Origin of the sequence: Pedobacter africanus, assembly GCF_040548825.1 — a bacterium.
GTDB lineage: Bacteria > Bacteroidota > Bacteroidia > Sphingobacteriales > Sphingobacteriaceae > Pedobacter > Pedobacter africanus_A.
The window spans coordinates 799,465-816,942 of record NZ_JBEPSL010000003.1 but is presented as its reverse complement, the minus strand read 5'-3'; the positions used below and the strand labels follow the sequence as shown (position 1 = coordinate 816,942).

The 17,478-nt window shown below is 44.2% G+C and carries 16 protein-coding genes; 8 read left to right on the top strand and 8 right to left on the bottom strand.

All coding sequences use genetic code 11. The annotated features are described in order from the left end of the window. Positions 1-5 precede the first annotated feature (5 nt). Positions 6-1,478: a proline--tRNA ligase gene (gene proS / locus ABIE26_RS19275; protein WP_310144963.1), complete on the bottom strand. Its 1,473-nt coding sequence runs from the start codon at positions 1,476-1,478 to the stop codon at positions 6-8. Positions 1,479-1,585: 107 nt separating this feature from the next. On the opposite strand from proS, the gene ABIE26_RS19270 reads away from it, so the two are divergent. Together ABIE26_RS19270 and ABIE26_RS19265 are read left to right on the top strand one after the other, a co-directional pair. Next, a complete protein-coding gene (locus ABIE26_RS19270; protein ID WP_310144961.1) occupies positions 1,586-2,494 on the top strand; it encodes a hypothetical protein in 909 nt (302 codons plus the stop codon). A gap of 17 nt (positions 2,495-2,511) precedes the next feature. Beyond that, the gene (locus ABIE26_RS19265; protein ID WP_310144959.1) at positions 2,512-4,047 is read left to right on the top strand and encodes an OmpP1/FadL family transporter; all 1,536 of its coding nucleotides are present in this window, start codon (positions 2,512-2,514) and stop codon (positions 4,045-4,047) included. 67 nt (positions 4,048-4,114) lie between these two features. Here the strand turns inward: ABIE26_RS19265 and ABIE26_RS19260 are convergent, their stop codons facing one another. Further along, on the bottom strand, positions 4,115-5,947 hold the full coding sequence (locus tag ABIE26_RS19260) for a UbiD family decarboxylase (protein WP_310144958.1): 1,833 nt from the start codon (positions 5,945-5,947) through the stop codon (positions 4,115-4,117). A 150-nt stretch (positions 5,948-6,097) separates the two neighbouring features. Beyond that, entirely contained in the window at positions 6,098-6,577 is a 480-nt protein-coding gene (locus tag ABIE26_RS19255; protein WP_084239538.1) for a Dps family protein, read from the bottom strand. Between the two features lie 188 nt (positions 6,578-6,765). On the opposite strand from ABIE26_RS19255, the gene ABIE26_RS19250 reads away from it, so the two are divergent. Then, entirely contained in the window at positions 6,766-7,947 is a 1,182-nt protein-coding gene (locus ABIE26_RS19250; RefSeq protein WP_310144955.1) for a LysM peptidoglycan-binding domain-containing protein, read from the top strand. Beyond that, positions 7,937-8,578: a uridine kinase family protein gene (locus ABIE26_RS19245; RefSeq protein WP_310144953.1), complete on the top strand. Its 642-nt coding sequence runs from the start codon at positions 7,937-7,939 to the stop codon at positions 8,576-8,578. The genes ABIE26_RS19250 and ABIE26_RS19245 overlap by 11 nt, the downstream gene beginning before the upstream one ends. Before the next feature lie 34 nt (positions 8,579-8,612). Here the strand turns inward: ABIE26_RS19245 and ABIE26_RS19240 are convergent, their stop codons facing one another. The 5 genes from ABIE26_RS19240 to ABIE26_RS19220 all read right to left on the bottom strand — a co-directional run bounded on the left by ABIE26_RS19240 (position 8,613) and on the right by ABIE26_RS19220 (position 14,132). After that, on the bottom strand, positions 8,613-9,272 hold the full coding sequence (locus ABIE26_RS19240) for a CoA transferase subunit B (RefSeq protein WP_310144952.1): 660 nt from the start codon (positions 9,270-9,272) through the stop codon (positions 8,613-8,615). Positions 9,273-9,289: 17 nt separating this feature from the next. After that, a complete protein-coding gene (locus tag ABIE26_RS19235) occupies positions 9,290-9,991 on the bottom strand; it encodes a CoA transferase subunit A (RefSeq protein WP_310144950.1) in 702 nt (233 codons plus the stop codon). A 51-nt stretch (positions 9,992-10,042) separates the two neighbouring features. Beyond that, the gene (locus tag ABIE26_RS19230; RefSeq protein ID WP_310144948.1) at positions 10,043-11,143 is read right to left on the bottom strand and encodes a PQQ-dependent sugar dehydrogenase; all 1,101 of its coding nucleotides are present in this window, start codon (positions 11,141-11,143) and stop codon (positions 10,043-10,045) included. A gap of 65 nt (positions 11,144-11,208) precedes the next feature. After that, positions 11,209-13,587, bottom strand: a complete 2,379-nt coding sequence (locus ABIE26_RS19225) for an endonuclease MutS2 (RefSeq protein ID WP_310144947.1) — start codon at positions 13,585-13,587, stop codon at positions 11,209-11,211. 2 nt (positions 13,588-13,589) lie between these two features. Beyond that, positions 13,590-14,132 carry a DUF4296 domain-containing protein gene (locus tag ABIE26_RS19220; RefSeq protein WP_310144946.1) on the bottom strand — a complete coding sequence of 181 codons (543 nt, stop codon included), beginning with the start codon at positions 14,130-14,132 and terminating at the stop codon, positions 13,590-13,592. A 70-nt stretch (positions 14,133-14,202) separates the two neighbouring features. Here ABIE26_RS19220 and ABIE26_RS19215 point away from each other — a divergent pair, with 70 nt between their 5' ends. From ABIE26_RS19215 to ABIE26_RS19200, 4 genes are read left to right on the top strand one after another with little or no spacing between them, the layout of a single operon-like run. Next, on the top strand, positions 14,203-14,892 hold the full coding sequence (locus ABIE26_RS19215) for a YggS family pyridoxal phosphate-dependent enzyme (protein ID WP_310144944.1): 690 nt from the start codon (positions 14,203-14,205) through the stop codon (positions 14,890-14,892). Next, positions 14,889-15,386, top strand: coding sequence for a GNAT family N-acetyltransferase (locus tag ABIE26_RS19210; protein WP_310144942.1), 498 nt, complete (start codon positions 14,889-14,891; stop codon positions 15,384-15,386). Before ABIE26_RS19215 ends, ABIE26_RS19210 begins: the two co-directional genes overlap by 4 nt. Positions 15,387-15,397: 11 nt before the next feature. Next, the gene (locus tag ABIE26_RS19205; RefSeq protein WP_310144940.1) at positions 15,398-16,204 is read left to right on the top strand and encodes a DUF3298 and DUF4163 domain-containing protein; all 807 of its coding nucleotides are present in this window, start codon (positions 15,398-15,400) and stop codon (positions 16,202-16,204) included. Positions 16,205-16,207: 3 nt separating this feature from the next. Beyond that, a complete protein-coding gene (locus ABIE26_RS19200; RefSeq protein WP_310144939.1) occupies positions 16,208-17,470 on the top strand; it encodes an aspartate kinase in 1,263 nt (420 codons plus the stop codon). Positions 17,471-17,478: the final 8 nt, after the last annotated feature.

Genomic DNA, 17,478 nt, shown 5'->3' with positions numbered 1-17,478 from the left:
AAAATTTAGTAGGCCCTTGCAAATAACACACGCTGTTGGGATGGCTTGCCTGAATAAATACAAAACCCATCCTCCAGCTTATTATCTAAAGGAACGCAGCGGATGGTAGCTTTAGTCTCTTCTTTGATCTTTTGTTCTGTTTCCGGCGTACCGTCCCAATGGGCAGCAATGAAACCTGCTTTACCGTCTAACAATTCTTTAAACTCTTCATAGGAATTGGCTTCGGTAATGTGTTCATCCCTGAAATTCAAAGCTTTGCTGTAGATATTTTCCTGAATTTCTTCCAGCAGTTGTACAATGTGGATTTCCAATCCATCCTGAATCACGGTTTGTTTTTCCCTGGTATCCCTGCGGGCCAGTTCAACAGTACCATTTTCCATATCACGTGCACCTATGGCAATGCGGAGTGGAACGCCTTTCAGTTCATACTCCGCAAACTTAAAGCCCGGGCGCTGGGTATCGCGATCGTCGTATTTAACAGATACGCCCATGCGCTTCAGCTTAGCGCTCAGTTCATCAGCAAAAGCGGTAATCTTCTGCAGTTCTTCATCGTGTTTATAGATCGGAACAATAACCACCTGTATTGGTGCCAGCTTTGGTGGCAATACCAGTCCGGCATCATCGCTATGCGCCATGATCAGCGCTCCCATAAGACGGGTTGAAACGCCCCAGGAACTGGCCCATACATACTCCAACTTACCTTCTTTGCTGGTAAACTTCACATCAAAAGCCTTGGCAAAATTCTGGCCCAGGAAATGCGAGGTACCTGCCTGCAAGGCTTTACCATCCTGCATCAGCGCTTCAATACAGAAGGTATCCAGTGCCCCGGCAAAACGCTCGTTAGGGGTTTTTACACCTTTCACTACCGGAACCGCCATCCATTTCTCAGCGAATTCGGCATATACGTCCAGCATTTTTTTGGTTTCTTCAATCGCCTCATCGGCAGTAGCGTGTGCGGTATGGCCTTCCTGCCATAAAAACTCGGTAGTGCGGAGAAACAGACGGGTACGCATTTCCCAGCGCACCACGTTGGCCCACTGGTTTACCAGGATCGGCAGGTCGCGGTACGACTGGATCCAGCCTTTATAGGTATTCCATATAATGGTTTCAGAAGTTGGCCTTACAATCAGTTCTTCCTCCAGTTTGGCGGTTTCGTCTACAATTATATTTCCATTTCCATCATTTTTAAGGCGATAATGTGTCACAACGGCACATTCGGTGGCAAAGCCCTCTACGTGGGAAGCTTCTTTGGAAAAAAATGACTTAGGGATGAATAAGGGAAAATATGCATTACTATGGCCTGTATCTTTAAATTTCTGGTCTAAAACCGCCTGCATCTTCTCCCAAATGGAATATCCATAGGGTTTTATGACCATGCACCCTTTAACAGATGAATGCTCGGCCAGGTCGGCTTTTATAACAATGTCGTTATACCACTGGGAATAATCTTCGTTTTTACTAGTAATACCTTTGCTCATAGCTTGTTTGGAACGTTTTTTGTGTTAAATGACTTGTACAGTAGGCTACAAATTTATAAATTTATACCTACAAAAAAACGCAACACACACAAACGAGGGATATAGTTATGAAATCAACAAATTTATTCACCAGTATGCTTGCACTGACAGCTATAGTTGCAGTGTCTTGCTCTGCGCCCAGGTTAGCGCAGCAGAATACGAATGATGATGTTTATAATTCCCAGGCCCAGGCCAGGGAATACAGACAGCAGGTGCCTGTAAGGCAGTCGGAAGACAGTATTCAGGACGATGAGTACTACGGTACCAGCGATCCTTATTATGATATGGATTATTCTTCCAGAATCAATAGATTTTACAATAACGGCCCATCCTGGAGAGGTTATTACGATCCGTACTTTGATGGCGGATGGTATGGCAACTACGGTATGTCATTGGGTCTGGGCTTTGGATACAGTCCTTTTTACGGTTCAATATGGAATTCTCCATATTATGGAGGATGGGGAAACTACTATTCGCCGTTCTGGGGATATAACAATTGGGGCTGGAACAACTACTATGGTGGTGGTTATTATGGCGGAGGCTACTGGGGTGGCGGATATTGGGGAGGCGGTTTTTATACCGGCAGAACCACCAACGTACCTGATTACAGGGCAAGGCCTTCACGTGGAAGTGCCAATGGCTATAACGGGACCCGGAATTATGGAGATGGCAATTATTTGTCACCACGTTCCAGTTCAAGAGGACAAAGTGCTGACCGTCCTGTGGCCGTGGGTTCAAGACCGTCAAGAGGAAATACTGTAAATCCTGGCTCGAGCAACAGACCAGCTACTACTGAAAGTACAAGACCAAGCAGAGGGGAATCGACAAGACCTACCAGGGAATCCTATACTCCTCCTCCAACTTATAACCCACCTCCATCAAGAGGCAGCAGCGATGGTGGTTCGAGAGGTGGAGGCAGCTACGGCGGCGGCAGCAGTGGTGGAACAAGCAGACCATCAAGAGGCGGTGGCAGGTAATTAAGCGAAATACACAGATGAAGAAATTTACACAAATGCTAATGGTAGCTATAGTAGCTACTACAGGCACCACATACGCCCAGTATGCAGGCGATGCTATACGGTTCTCCAACGGAAACTACGGAAGTTCTGCAAGGTTTAAAGGGATGGGTAATGCCCAGATTGGTGTGGGAGGCGACATGAGTTCATTGGGCGGTAACCCGGCCGGATTAGGCCTTTTCACCCGTTCAGAGTTTAGTTTTACACCCGAATTTAATGCAGCGACAGCCAAATCAGATTACCTCGGGCAGAAAAGCAGCGGTTCAGACAACAAGCTGAATATCAATCAGGCGGGCGTTGTTTGGTATAACCCTACCTATAAAATGCAGGGACAGGACACCAAAAGAGGTGTTTTAAGCGCCGTATTTGGTATTGGCTTTAACCGTAATAACGACTTTACACAAAATTACAGCTATTCAGGAAACAGTCCTGAAATCTCCATGCGAAATTATTTTGCAGAACAGGCACAGTTTAACAAGAACGGCTCAGGTAACCTGGAGGCCAGATCATTGGAGAACATGGCCTTTCAGAATTACCTGATCAATAAGATCACTCCTGCTGGCCAGCCTACATACTACACTGCCGATCCTCGTAGCGCAAACAAACAGCAGCAAAATTCAACAGCTGCCGGCGGGACTTCAGAACTGAATTTTTCCGGAGCGCTGAACATTTCCAACCAGCTTTACATCGGGGCTTCGATAGGCATGGTTAATGGAAGGTATGTCAGAGATGCAGAATATATAGAAAGCGGCGTAGTCAATCCATATAATGATGATCCGTTAGAGGGGCCTATTGGTTATACAGGCGAAGAAAATTATAGCTTTTCGTATGTGACCAGCCAGGAAACCAAAAGCTCGGGGATCAATGGTAAATTGGGTTTAATTTTCAGACCGGTAGCTAATTTCAGGATCGGGGCTACTTTTCAGACACCTACCTGGCTGTATGTAGAAGACAATTTCTCTGAAAACATTTACACCACCCTATCCGGTTCAAAATTGCCCAACAGTGTCGGCCCGCTGAACTATAATTATACTTATCGTTTAAGAACCCCAATGAAGGGTTCCCTGGGTGCCAGCTACGTTTTTGGCGGACAGGCGATGCTTTCTGCAGATGTGGACTTTATTGATTATGCCAGCACTCGTTTCTCTATGGACGGAGGCGGCGCTCCTGATCAAACAATCGTAAATAACAATGCAGACATTAAGAACATGTATGCTTCCGCGGTGAACTACCGTATAGGTGGTGAATATAAGCTCAATAATTTGAGCCTGCGTGCTGGTTATGGCTTAAATGGTAGTCCCTTAAAGAATGATGATGATAAGATCTTTGACACCAAATACTACAGTGGTGGCCTGGGCTATCGCATCAATGAATATTATTTTGACATTGCTTATCAGCGTATGGAATCGCAGAACCGCTTAAGCCCTTATGTATTGAACGATGGCTCTGAGCCGGTGGCATCAGTTAAGAATGGTAACAATAACATATTCCTTACCTTTGGAATCCGTTTTTAACGAGAAATCACATTAAACAGAAAAGGCCAGGTATAATCCTGGCCTTTTCTGTTTAAATGCCTTAATACTACAACATCCCGTATAAAGAAGCCCCTTTCAGACCTAACCTTTCTATATTCCTTTCTACATTCTCATCTTTGATCAGCTCGGGTGCATGGTGCGGTTTTTTACGGGCATCAATAATTACCGGACCCGTACAGCCCCAGTGTTTGTTAGTGATGAAGCTCCCTACCCCATGTATATCTGATGCGGGATTACTGCGTGTAAAGGTAACCCAAACCAGGTTATCGATATTGGCGGCCGTAAATTCATGGTCATCACACAACACGATCAAAGCCAGGCCAGCTAAATCCTGCCCCTTTAAACAGTAGTCCAGCGCAAGCATTTCCTGTTCAGCATGCGCCTGATCGATATAAGCTCGTCCTTTAATTGCGAGCACACCCGGAATAGCCATTTTAAAATCGCTGAAAGGCCCGGAAAGTAAGAACCCTTCCGGCAGCTCCGATGTGAGTATTCTTTTTTGCGGGCCCGCGGCGGCAAAAACCACTTTAGAACCGCTGTTCAGCCCATCACCACTATAATCGAGTGTATCAATAGTAGTGTGTGTATGGAAATGCAGGTCGGTTTTGAAATCCATCCGTGAAAGCACATGCTGCATAAAGCCAGACAGGTTATGCGTATCCAGGTGCTCGTCATCTTCCCTGGCAGCAATGAATAAATATTTGGCCAGGCTCAGCTGGTTTTTTCCTAAAATATGATTGGCGATGGTCAGGATCTCCTGTGGCCTGCGTTCGTTTAAGTATGGGGTATACCTTTCACTGCCTATCGCAAAAAGTAAGGGATGTACACCGGCTGCATCTACCGCATTCACTTCCTTTAAACCGTGAATCTCTTTAGGCAGGGCCGAACCGGCAATCTCATGGATCAGCGCACCAAAACTGGTGTCTTCCTGCGGAGGTCTGCCCACTACGGTGAACGACCATATCGCATCCTTACGGTGGTAAACGTTGTGTACCTTCATTAGAGGAAAAGGATGTGTTAAGCTGTAATAGCCCAAATGATCACCAAAAGGCCCTTCTGGTTTATTTTCCTGTGGGTATACTGTGCCGGTGATTACAAAATCGGCATCAGCAGAAATACAAAAACCCTCTTCATCATAAAAATAACGGAAACGTCGGTTACCCAGGGCACCGGCAAAGGTCATTTCTGACAGCCCCTCCGGCAGCGGCATTACTGCGGCAAGTGGATGCGAGGGCGGTCCGCCCACAAAAATGCTGACTTTAAGCGGCTGTCCTTTGGCATTGGCTTTACTTTGGTGTACACCTATTCCACGGTGGATCTGATAATGCAGACCTATTTCTTTATTCAGCTCATAATCGTTTCCGGCAAGCTGTATCCGGTACATACCCAGGTTGGCATTTAGTATACCGGGTTTATCGATGTCTTCTGTGTATACCTGGGGCATGGTCACAAAAGGGCCGCCGTCCATGGGCCAGTTTACAATCTGGGGTAGGGCGCTGATTGCAGTTTTGCTGAATACGGATTTAAAGCTTTGTTTCAGGGGTAATGCGGTAAGGGCCGTAAAGCCTATACCTGGCAATTTGAGTGGGTTCCTGAGTGCTTTCACCGGATCGGAACGCAGCTGCACTAGCTGTTCCACTTTGGGCAGACTGTCCCTGAACATAAATTTGGAACGCTCCAGCGTTCCGAATAAATTAGATACTGCCGGAAATTTACTCCCCTTAATGTTTTCGAAAAACAATGCAGGTCCCTTTTTTTCATACACGCGTAAATGGATAGCAGCCATTTCCAGGTAAGGATCTACTTCTTCTTTTATTCTGATCAAATGACCATGCTTTTCGAGGTCGGCAACACATGCCGCTAAACTTTGATATCCCATTACAGCCAAAGATATTAAAGAATTGTGGTTTTAAGTCTCAATTTTGCAAAGGAGCCTGGATATAAAACCGTCATCTCAAACCGCTAAGAAAAAACACTCTCCGCGGTTCGAGATGACGAAATGTACTGAAACGAAATGTTTAAGGTGTAATTATTTTTTGCCGGCAAACGAGCGCAGCATCCAGGTATTTTTTTCTTTAAACTGCATGAACCGGTTTACCATATCATTGGTACCATCATCACCGGCTTTGTCTGTAGCCTCCAGCAGTTCCCGTTCCAGTTCTATGAGTTTGGCCATATCGTCCAGCACTGCATCTACCATATCCAGATCTTTCATCCCAATGGTATTGATCTCCTTAATCGATGATTCCTTTATGTAGTCTGCAAAACGGCTGTGCGGCGGTTTGCCCAGTGTCAGCACACGTTCAGCAATTTCATCAATCGTTAACTGTGCATTGGTATATAACTCTTCAAATTTAATGTGTAAGGTAAAAAAGTTCTGGCCTTTGATGTTCCAGTGACAGCCCCTTAATTTCTGATAATGGATATGATAATTAGCCAGGTAATCATTTAACATATCAACTACCGGTTTTACTTGCTTTTCGTCTAAACTGATTTCTTTTGCGTCCATGATGTTATTTTTAAATTTTGTTCCTGAAACAGGATGGTTTGAATTCACAACACCTAACTTAAAAAATGGTTTTTAAAATTGTGTAAACGGAAAGCAATACCATAAAAAAAAGAACGTTTAATAATCGAATCCGACGCTTTATTTATATTATTCGTATAATTGCCGTTTAAATTTTACAAAAGACATTAATGCATAAATATTATATAGTATCCGTTTTTGCCCTGCTTTTAAACCTGTCGGCCGCCCATGCCATCACCAGGGATTCAATAGGCGTAGAAAACCATAACGGAAAGAAACTGATTGTACACCAGGTTGTTGCTAAAGACACCTATTACTCCATAGCCCGGCGCTATAATGTACTTCCTAAAGACATCATGACCTTTAATAACAGCAAATTCTTACAGATTGGTGTCATCGTAAAAGTACCTACCAATATTCCCTTCGGCACACAGACAGTTGGTGCAGCAAAGGGAACCCAACCTGCCACTGCAGCAACAAGTACCGAGACAGGTTTAACCGAACATGTGGTTCAGAAAAAAGAAAACCTGAACATGCTGGCCGAGAAGTACGGCACTACCGTAAACGAAATAAAAAGGGTTAACAACCTCAGGACGATAAACCTGCAGATTGGCCAGGTGCTTCAGATACCAGGAAGAGCGGCCGAAGAGCAGCAACCAACCGTCCCTGTCCAAAGCGCACAAGTTCCAGTGGTGCAACCTAAAAAGCAGGAAACTCCGGTAAAAACAGATATCCCTGCCGAAAACAGGTATAAAAAGCCCGAGGAAATACCCGCAAAAAAAGACCAGCAGGTCGGTACAAATGACAAGCAGGAAGCGTTTCTGGAACATACGGTAGCCTCTAACGAAACCATTTATTCCATTGCCACCACTTATAAAATGACAATGGATCAGTTGAAGGCCAAGAACAACCTGACAGACAATGCGCTTCATGTTGGACAAAAGTTATTGATCAGAGGACAATACCCTGTAAAAAGTGCTTATACCCCTGCAGCAGCACACCCCGACACTTTAAATTCGATCAAGGAACCTACATTAAGGCACCCTGCCAGCAGGTATGGGTTAAACCAGGTTGACGAAAAAGGAACAGGGGTCTGGATTGCAGATGCTGATCTTGATCCTTCAAAAATGCTGGTACTGCACCGTACCGCCCCTATAGGAACAGTGATGAAAATTACCAATCCTATGACCAATCGCTCTACCTTCGCCAAAGTTGTTGGTAAATTCACGGAGAATGAATCCACAAAAGATGTTATCATTGTAATGACAAAAGCTGTTGCTGATGCACTGGGTGCTTTAGACAAGAGATTTTATTGCAATTTAACATACGGCGGACAAGACAATGAACAATAAGCCATTCATTATCGGTATTGCAGGGGGCAGTGGCTCGGGCAAAACTTTTTTCTTAAACTCATTTTTGCATCATTTTAAAAATGATGAGGTAACCCTTGTTTCACAGGATGATTATTATTTCCCTGCCGGCGAGATGACGCAGGAAGAAAACAAATTATACAATTTTGACCTGCCGTCTACCATAGATGATCAGCAATTCCTGTTTGACATCAGGAAACTGATTAATGGTGAGGTGATTTATAAGAAGGAATACAATTTTAACAACCCCCTGGCCGTTACCAAGATCCTGGAGATCAATCCCGCTCCTATCATTATTGTAGAGGGGCTCTTTATCCTTCATTTTAAAGAAATCGCGGCCCTGCTGGACCACCGTATTTTTGTAGAAGCCGAAGAAAACGTTGCCCTTCAGCGCCGCATCAAGCGGGATGGCATGGAACGTGGCTATCCGGAGGACGATGTGCTGTACAAATGGCACAACCATGTGGTACCTGCCTATAAGGAGTTTTTACTGCCTTATAAAGGCAGCTGTGAAACCATTGTAGTAAACAATAACGACACACCGGAAGAGATCATCCGGATCACTGAAGAAATATCTGCAGATCTGAAAAAGGAATACTGCAAAAAGGATTAAACAAAAAAGGAGCGGTAAGCTCCTTTTTTGTTTTTTAGTTCAGCACCATTTCAGGTACATGGCCATCGGCAAACAGCTTCCCTGTGGTCGACTGCCTGATGAAATCGACACTCACACCAGGTGCCCTTTCTATCAGCTTAAAGCCGCCCTCCGGCAATACATCCAGCACCGCAAGTTCTGTTACAATCTTTTTGATGCAATTTACCCCGGTTAGAGGCAAAGTACATTTAGGCAGTAATTTGCTTTCTCCGGCCTTGTTTACATGCTGCATGGCCACAATAATATTTTTGGCAGATGCCACGAGGTCCATAGCCCCTCCCATACCCTTTACCATTTTGCCCGGTATTTTCCAATTGGCAATATCACCGTTTTCCGATACTTCCATTGCCCCCAGAATGGTCAGGTCTATTTTCTGGCTCCTGATCATTCCAAAGCTGAGTGCAGAATCAAAAATAGAAGATCCGGGCAGGGTAGTAATGGTTTGTTTTCCGGCGTTGATCAGGTCGGCATCTTCTTCACCTTCAAACGGGAAAGGCCCCATGCCCAGCAAGCCGTTTTCCGACTGCAGTACTACATTTATTCCTTCTGGAATGTAATTGGCTACCAATGTTGGAATGCCAATACCCAGGTTTACATAATATCCGTCACGTATCTCTTTTGCGATACGTTGCGCAATTCCGTTTTTATCCAGCATATAAATATTTTATAGGATTATCCTTTAGTTCTGACTGTACGTTGTTCTATTCTCTTTTCGTAGTTTCCACCCTGGAAAATCCGGTGTACAAATACGCCCGGTGTATGGATCTGATCAGGATCAAGTTCTCCTGCTTCCACGAGTTCTTCTACTTCCGCTATGGTTATTTTACCTGCCATAGCCATTACCGGGTTAAAATTCCTGCTGGTCGACCTGTAGATCAGGTTTCCTGCAGTATCACCCTTCCAGGCCTTTACAATTGCAAAATCAGCATCAAAAGCATACTCCATCAGGTAATCTTTGCCGTTAAAGTTCCTCACTTCCTTGCCTTCGGCCACTTCGGTACCTACACCGGCCGGAGTATATATAGCAGGCATCCCGTAACCGGCAGCCATACAACGGGTAGCCAGTGTACCCTGAGGGATCAGTTCTACTTCCAACTCTCCGCTCAACAGCTGACGCTCGAACTCTGCATTTTCGCCTACATAGGAGGAAACCATTTTTTTTACCTGGCGCTGCTGTAGCATCAGGCCAATCCCAAAATCATCAACCCCCGCATTATTGGAGATGCAGGTCAGCCCCTTTACCCCTTTTTTTACAAGGGCAGCAATACAGTTTTCCGGAATTCCGCATAAACCGAATCCACCCAGCATTAAGGTACTTTCATCTTCGATGTCTTTTATCGCCTCTTCAGCACCTGAAACAACTTTATTGATCATATCATATAGATTTTGACGCTAAATTATACTATATCCGGCGTACCGACCAACTTATTTGGCAATTTCTATGATCTTATCGCTGCCACCATTACTACTGCCAATGTATATTTTACCGTCGGGCGACTGACAGATAGCTCTTAAGCGGCCAAATTCGTTGATAAAAAAATCTTTACTTCCTGTGATCTTATCGCCTGCGTCATTCAGTTTCAGCTGGGTAAACCTGGAACCTTTTAAACTGAGCAGCAGCAGCGAGTTTTTAAATTGTGGAATAAGATCGGCATTGTAATAAGTTAACCCTGATGTAGCAATGGTAGGTGTCCAGGCCATTAAGGGCTCCACTACATTGTTGGCGCTGCAAAAACTTTGCTCCCCGCTTTTATCGCAAAAACCTCCAACATTTGGCCAGCCGTAGTTTCGTCCTTTCAAGACCAGGTTTACCTCATCATCGTTATTAGGTCCATGTTCCGAAGCATAAAGTTTTTGGCCCACCTGCACCAGACCTTGGGGGTTACGGTGTCCATACGTCCATATCCTGTTGTTGGGAATTGGATTATCTGAAGGTATGCTTCCGTCCATATTAACCCGAAGGATTTTTCCTGATAAAGAGTTGGTATTCTGCGCGCTGGAAGCCTCACTGGCATCTCCGGTGGTAATCAGCAGTTTCTGATCTGCCGTAACCAGTAATCTGGAGCCGTTGTGAATGGAGGATGCCGGAATGAGATCAAGAATGGTAAGCGGACTGCTTAAACTGTTAGCCGAATAGGTGTACCGTACTACTTTTTCTTTATATCCCGAGCCTGAATTGTAGTTGTAAACTATATACACCCAGGGATTGGTATTGAACTGCGGGTTAAGGGCCATGCCCAGCAAACCGCCTTCGCCATTGGCCACTACATCAGGTACATTCAACAATAAGGTTACCGCACCGGTCTGAGGATTTACACGACTGATCTTCCCGGCCCGTTCTGTAATCCACAGCTGCTGATCAGGGCCATAGACCATTTCCCATACATGGGAAAGTCCGCTGCTGACCGTACGTGTTTTCAGCTCTACATCCGGGAGCGGCTCTCCCTGGTTGTTCGGCGTTTTGTTCTTTTTACAGGCATACATCGAGAGCAGCAAGGCAAAAATGCTGATGGCTAGGGTCTTCATATCAGTATCATTAAATCAGAGGGAGCATCCCATCCTCTAATATAACATACTCATTTTAAATATGTTTAATTAAAATAAACATACGTAATGCCATCTCCGCCCCTATCTGCATGCTCATCTTCCACCCGGTTTACCTGGCTGTATTTTTTCAGGTATTCCCTGATGAGTTTTCTGAGTATCCCGTCTCCTTTACCATGGATGAGTTTTACAAAAGGAAAGCCCAGCATAATGGATTTGTCCAGATATTTCTCTACTTCGTGCAAAGCGTCCTCGCCACGCATCCCTCTCAGGTCGAGCTCTGCATTAAAATTACTGATGGCCTCAGAAACACTTCCGGTATAGGAATTATTGATTGCCGCCTTCTTTGCCTGCTTATTGCTGATTTTGAACACCCGGTTTTTCTTCAATACAGAGCGCAGGTCGCCCAAAGCTACCACCAGGTTGTCGCGGTTGATCTCTACCACCTGGCCTGTGGTTTCACTGTCTTTCAGCTGTATCCAATCGCCCACTTCAATAGGTGTATTCAGGTTTACAGGGATTGCTGGCTCAGGCTTCCGCTCCTCCTTAACCTGGTTTTGCGCCAGCACCTTTTGCAGGTTTTGCCGCAATTGTTTGGTCACCGTCTTATCAGCCTGTTTTTCCTTGATCTCTGCAATGGTATTTTCAACCAGCTTATTGGCGCTTTTGATGATCGACTGAGCCTCCAGCTTTGCTTCCTTGATGAGCATCTTTTTATTCTCTTCCAAAAAGGCTTTCAGCTTCTCATTTTCGGCAACCAGGTTTTTTACCTTATTCTGCTGGTTAGATAAATTCAGTTTGGTATCATAGATCTGTTTTTTCTCGCGTTCCAGGTCTACCAGTAAGCTGTCTATCCTGTTCTGGTTGGTACCTGTTTTAATGCGTGCCAATTCCAGTACCTCTTTCTGCAGGCCAATATTCTGTGCAATTTCAAAAGCATAGGAACTCCCGGGTTTACCAATTTCAAGCACATACAGCGGTTTCATCCTGTCGTTGTCAAACAACATAGATGCATTTTCCAGTCCGGGTGTATTGCCGGCAAAGAGCTTTAAATTGGAATAGTGGGTAGTAATTACCCCCCTTACTTTCTTGTTGTTCAGCACTTCCAGCACAGCCTCGGCCATAGGGCCTCCAAACTGCGGATCGGTGCCTGTACCAAACTCATCAATCAGTACCAAAGATTTTGGTGTGGCATGCGCAACGAAATACCTCATTTTGGTTAAATGGGCACTATAGGTACTCAAATCACTTTCTATCGACTGGTCGTCGCCAATATCTGCAAAAATATTATCGAATACACCCACCTCACTTGATTCGTGCACAGGAATGAGCAGGCCGGATTGCACCATCAGCTGCAGCAGTCCCACTGTTTTCATACAAACAGATTTACCACCTGCATTTGGTCCCGAAACCAGTACAATCCGCAACTCGTCGTTAATATGTATATTTAATGGAACAACTGTTTTCTTGTCTTCTTTAAATGAGAGGTACAGCAAGGGGTGCCTGGCATTCACCAGCCTGGTTCTGGCCGCTGGAATCAGCACTGGCATATCGGCCTCCACCTCAATGGCAAACAAGGCCTTTGCCCTTACAAAATCCAGTTTGGTAAGGAAGCCGTGGTACGAAAGCAACAAAGGGGCATAAGGCCGCAGCTCATCGGTGAGCGCAATCAGTATCCGAATGATCTCCCTGCGCTTATCGAATTCCAGGTCGCGCAATTTATTGTTCAGCGTAAAAACCTCTTCGGGTTCTATATATACGGTTTGACCGCTAGCCGATTCATCGTGAATAAATCCCTTCAGCTTACGTTTGTTCTCGGCCAGTACCGGTATACACATCCTGCCATCACGCATGGTCAGGCTCCCATCGGCCACCCAGTTGTTCCCTACGGCCTGCTTGTAAATGGAATCCATGCGTTTACGCACATCCTGTTCTGTTCTGGCAATATCGCCTATGATATTCTGCAACGCCGGTGAGGCGTTGGGCTTGATCTTGCCTTTAGGATCGAGTACTGTTTCTATCTTTTTAAGGATATTCTTTTCTACAGGGAGGTGTTCAAACAGGGCCTCCAGGTTTGGGTAGATTTCTTTGCGCTCGTCAAAAAAACGCAGCACCGAAAATACCGTCTGCAGGGATGCATACATCTGATGAAGCTCTTCTTCTACCAGGTAAGTTCCTTCTACCCTTATTTTATCAGCCAGGCTTTTGATGTCAAAAAAGGTACTGATTTGCAGGGGCTCCTGATTTTCCAGTATACTTTTAAACTCCTGCGTTTGCCTTAAAAACTTATTGATCTGGTCATACTTGGTCATGACCTGCATTTTGGAAACCATCTGTTGCCCCATAGGGCTTAAACAGTGTTTATGAATAAGCTGTCTTACCTCATTAAACCCCAAACGCTCTAAACAATTCTCCGGATACAACATACTTATTTTAAATCATTCAGACCTTTATAGTCCATTTTTAATCTGATCACGTCAATTTTCTTTTTCACCGTATCTTTTGCGGCAGTATCTTTAGGTTTCGCAACCGGTTTCAGTATCAGCTCGCGCCAGTAAACCGAATCGGCTTTCCGGGTCGAATCCCTTACCAGCTTTAACCGGGCCTTTGCTATCTCCCTGGCATTAAATAAAGAATCTGCCTTTACAATGCTGTTTTTCTCTTTCGTCAGCTCGGCCGTCACTTTTAAATAAATATCATTAAATGCTTTAGGATCTGTGTTATAATACTCCATACTTTTTGCATACAATACAGAATCTATGTTGTATTTCCTGTAAATACCTTTATAATAAGCTGCCGCCAATACTTTCATGGAATCGGGATGTGGCGAATTGGTTACATACCCATCGGCAATGTGAATATCCTCCAATACCTTAGCCATCTCTTCAGGCTGTATGATATCCTTGGGGATACCAGGTTTACACCCGGAAGCAAAAAAAAAGACCATTACAATACAGAGAAAATTCTTCATTATGTTAAAACATCATTATTTCTTAGCCAAAGTTCGCTAAGGTTATTAATTTTACCAAAAATACTGATAAATGAGTATAGCAGATAACTTATTAAAATATAAAAGCGAACTGGACCAGGCATCTGTTAAATTAATTGCGGTGTCAAAGTACCAGGAAGCAGATGCAGTTTTGGAGGCTTATAATGCCGGACAACGGGTGTTTGGTGAAAACATAGTACAGGAACTGGTTGAAAAACAGGCCGGTTTACCTGCAGATATAGAATGGCACCTCATTGGTCACCTGCAAACAAACAAGGTAAAATACATAGCCCCTTTCATCAGTCTCATTCAGTCTGTAGACAGTTTAAAGTTGTTAACGGAGATCAACAAGCAGGCCGCTAAAAATAAAAGGATAATTGATTGTCTGCTGCAAATCTATATTGCCGATGAAGAGACAAAGTTCGGGCTGGGCTTTGACGAAGCCGTAGAACTGCTCCGTTCTGATGAATTTGCAGCCATGCAAAATGTGCGTATTGTGGGTGTGATGGGTATTGCAAGCAACCATGCACAGGAAAAACAGACTTTGGAAGAATTTAAAGAACTCAAGGTATTGTTTGATGGCATTAAGTTAAGTTTTTTTAGAAAAGCAGATTATTTTAAGGAAATCTCAATGGGCATGTCGGGCGACTATAAACTGGCCATAGCCCAGGGAAGTACGATGGTGCGTATCGGCAGCAGTATTTTTGGCAAAAGACGAATTAAACACTATACAGTAGAATGAGCATTAACATCAGGACGGCAAAAAAAGAAGATTGTGCACGCTTACTGGAGCTGGTAAATGAGCTGGCCATATATGAAAGGGCACCTCAGGAAGTGACCGTAACGCTGGAAGAATTTATTGATGCCGGATTTGGCGAAAATAAAGTATGGGATGCCTTTGTTGCCGAAGAGGACGGTTTTATTGCTGGCTTTGCCATCTACTACACCAGGTATTCGACCTGGAAGGGCCGCAGGTTGTACCTCGAAGATTTTATCGTAACCGAAGCCTACCGTGGCAGGGGCTTAGGTAAACTGCTTTTTGAAGCGGTAATAAAGGATGCAGCGCAAAAAAACTTTAATGGCATGACCTGGCAGGTGTTGGACTGGAATGAACCGGCCATTAACTTTTATAATAAATACGATGCCCAGCTGGAACCAGGCTGGCTGAATGCTTCTTTTTCTAAGGAAAAAGTAGCTGAACTGCAGCAGGTTAAAAATCTGGAGAACAGCAACTAAAATCAATCAGCATGAAACAACTCTATATATTGCTGCTGGCAGCCTCTTTTGCGGCCTGCAATAGCGAACAAAAAGCGGCCGGAAATGGTGATTCCACAACGGTTAAAAGCGCAGCAGCGCAATTGGCCTTTAAATATGACTCTGTAAAAGTATACAGCAAATACCCTGTGCCGGCCGAAAACGGAAAAGATACCTCGAAGGCCGTAATTTCCTATCCGGTATTTGCAGACGAAAAAATAAACCAGTTTATTGAACAAAAGGTAATGGCTTCTGCCGGTGAGGGTGAACATTACACTGCTTATACTGAATTCACAAATGCCTTTATTAAGAACTTTGACGATTTCAGTAAAGAAAATAAAGCCTATGCACAAACCTGGTTTATGGATGGGAAAGTTGAAGTCAAAGAACAGCGACCGCAATATTTGTCGTTTCTGTATACCTATGTGAACTACGAGGGTGGCGCGCATCCCAATAGTGTTTTTACTTACCTCAACTACAATCCGGTAAGCCATCAGGAAATCATACTGGATTCGCTCATCTTACCTGGCACCATGCCTAAGTTGGCTGCCATTGCAGAGCAGATTTTCAGAAAGAATGAGAAAATAGGCCCCAAAGAAAGCTTAAAAGACAATTACTTCTTCGAAAACGATAAGTTTGCCTTAAACCAGAATTTTAGTATCACTAAGGAAGGGCTAAAATTTCTCTATAACCCTTACGAGATCAAAGCTTATGCATTTGGTGTTACAGAATTGCTGATCCCTTTTAGCGAATTAAAAGAAATTGCCAGACCGAACAGCTTACTAAACCGCGAAAATTAACAGATGAAAGTATTTAAATTTGGAGGCGCATCTGTTAAAGATGCCGAAGGTGTAAAAAACGTTTCATCCATCATCAATAATCATAAAGGCAATGAATTACTGGTTGTTGTTTCAGCCATGGGAAAAATAACCAATCAGCTGGAAGAGCTTACCAGGGCTTATCTGAATGGACAGGACGATATTCAACATATATTTGAAGCCATCAAACTGTACCATTTTAATGTACTGCACGAGCTTTTTGCAGATCATAATCACCCGGTGTTTGACGATGTCATGAACACCTTTGTGGAGATTGACTGGCTCATAGAAGAAGAGCCTGATGATGCCCCTGATTACATATACGACCAGATTGTTTCTATCGGGGAACTGGTTTCTTCTAAAATACTGGCTGCCTGGCTGGGAACCTTACGCAGTGGTGTAAAATGGCTGGATGCACGCAGCTTTGTACATACAGACAATACCTACCGCGAAGGGCTGGTAAACTGGGAGAAAACAGAAGTAGAGATACAAAAAAAACTGGTACCTGTGCTGCAGCAAAACATAGCGGTTACGCAAGGTTTTATTGGCAGCACCAGTGAAAACTTTACCACCACATTGGGGCGCGATGGCTCTGATTACTCGGCTGCCATATTTTCAGCCTGCCTAAATGCCGAATCCCTTACCATATGGAAGGATGTGCCGGGGGTTTTAAATGCCGATCCGAAATGGTTCGACGAAACGGAGCGCATTCCGCAGCTCTCTTATCATGATGCCATAGAGCTGGCCTATTATGGGGCTACTATCATTCACCCTAAAACCATAAAACCGATCCAGAACAAGAGCATCCCTCTGTATGTGCGTTCATTCCTTCAACCTGATGCTGAGGGTACTGACATCACAGATCTTAAGAACCACCTACCGGTGCCCTCTTTTATTTTTAAGGTAAACCAGGCTTTACTGTCTATTTTCCCTAAAGATTTTTCCTTCATCATTGAAGAAAACCTGAGCGAAATTTTCAGCCTGTTCCATAAACACAGGGTCAAGATCAATACCATGCTCAACTCGGCCATCAGTTTTTCTATCAGTTTTGATTACGATGCCCGGAAGCTGGATAAGTTAATGGCCGATCTTTCTAAGGACTATAAGGTAAAATACAATACCGGAGTAGAATTGGTAACCATCAGGTATTACAACCAGGAAACGATAGACAGGGTAACTGTAAATAAAAACATACTGCTGGAAGTAAAAAGCAGGAATACCTGCCAGATTGTAATGCGCGACAAGTAAAACAAGCT

What these genes read in the sequence shown, in the direction of transcription:
- ABIE26_RS19270 (WP_310144961.1), top strand. Translation starts at nt 1,586, where the DNA reads ATGAAATCAACAAATTTATTCACCAGTATGCTTGCACTGACAGCTATA.
- ABIE26_RS19255 (WP_084239538.1), bottom strand. Translation starts at nt 6,577, where the DNA reads ATGGACGCAAAAGAAATCAGTTTAGACGAAAAGCAAGTAAAACCGGTA.
- ABIE26_RS19230 (WP_310144948.1), bottom strand. Translation starts at nt 11,143, where the DNA reads ATGAAGACCCTAGCCATCAGCATTTTTGCCTTGCTGCTCTCGATGTAT.
- ABIE26_RS19235 (WP_310144950.1), bottom strand. Translation starts at nt 9,991, where the DNA reads ATGATCAATAAAGTTGTTTCAGGTGCTGAAGAGGCGATAAAAGACATC.
- ABIE26_RS19200 (WP_310144939.1), top strand. Translation starts at nt 16,208, where the DNA reads ATGAAAGTATTTAAATTTGGAGGCGCATCTGTTAAAGATGCCGAAGGT.
- ABIE26_RS19240 (WP_310144952.1), bottom strand. Translation starts at nt 9,272, where the DNA reads ATGCTGGATAAAAACGGAATTGCGCAACGTATCGCAAAAGAGATACGT.
- proS (WP_310144963.1), bottom strand. Translation starts at nt 1,478, where the DNA reads ATGAGCAAAGGTATTACTAGTAAAAACGAAGATTATTCCCAGTGGTAT.
- ABIE26_RS19250 (WP_310144955.1), top strand. Translation starts at nt 6,766, where the DNA reads ATGCATAAATATTATATAGTATCCGTTTTTGCCCTGCTTTTAAACCTG.
- ABIE26_RS19220 (WP_310144946.1), bottom strand. Translation starts at nt 14,132, where the DNA reads ATGAAGAATTTTCTCTGTATTGTAATGGTCTTTTTTTTTGCTTCCGGG.
- ABIE26_RS19210 (WP_310144942.1), top strand. Translation starts at nt 14,889, where the DNA reads ATGAGCATTAACATCAGGACGGCAAAAAAAGAAGATTGTGCACGCTTA.
- ABIE26_RS19265 (WP_310144959.1), top strand. Translation starts at nt 2,512, where the DNA reads ATGAAGAAATTTACACAAATGCTAATGGTAGCTATAGTAGCTACTACA.
- ABIE26_RS19205 (WP_310144940.1), top strand. Translation starts at nt 15,398, where the DNA reads ATGAAACAACTCTATATATTGCTGCTGGCAGCCTCTTTTGCGGCCTGC.
- ABIE26_RS19245 (WP_310144953.1), top strand. Translation starts at nt 7,937, where the DNA reads ATGAACAATAAGCCATTCATTATCGGTATTGCAGGGGGCAGTGGCTCG.
- ABIE26_RS19260 (WP_310144958.1), bottom strand. Translation starts at nt 5,947, where the DNA reads ATGGGATATCAAAGTTTAGCGGCATGTGTTGCCGACCTCGAAAAGCAT.
- ABIE26_RS19225 (WP_310144947.1), bottom strand. Translation starts at nt 13,587, where the DNA reads ATGTTGTATCCGGAGAATTGTTTAGAGCGTTTGGGGTTTAATGAGGTA.
- ABIE26_RS19215 (WP_310144944.1), top strand. Translation starts at nt 14,203, where the DNA reads ATGAGTATAGCAGATAACTTATTAAAATATAAAAGCGAACTGGACCAG.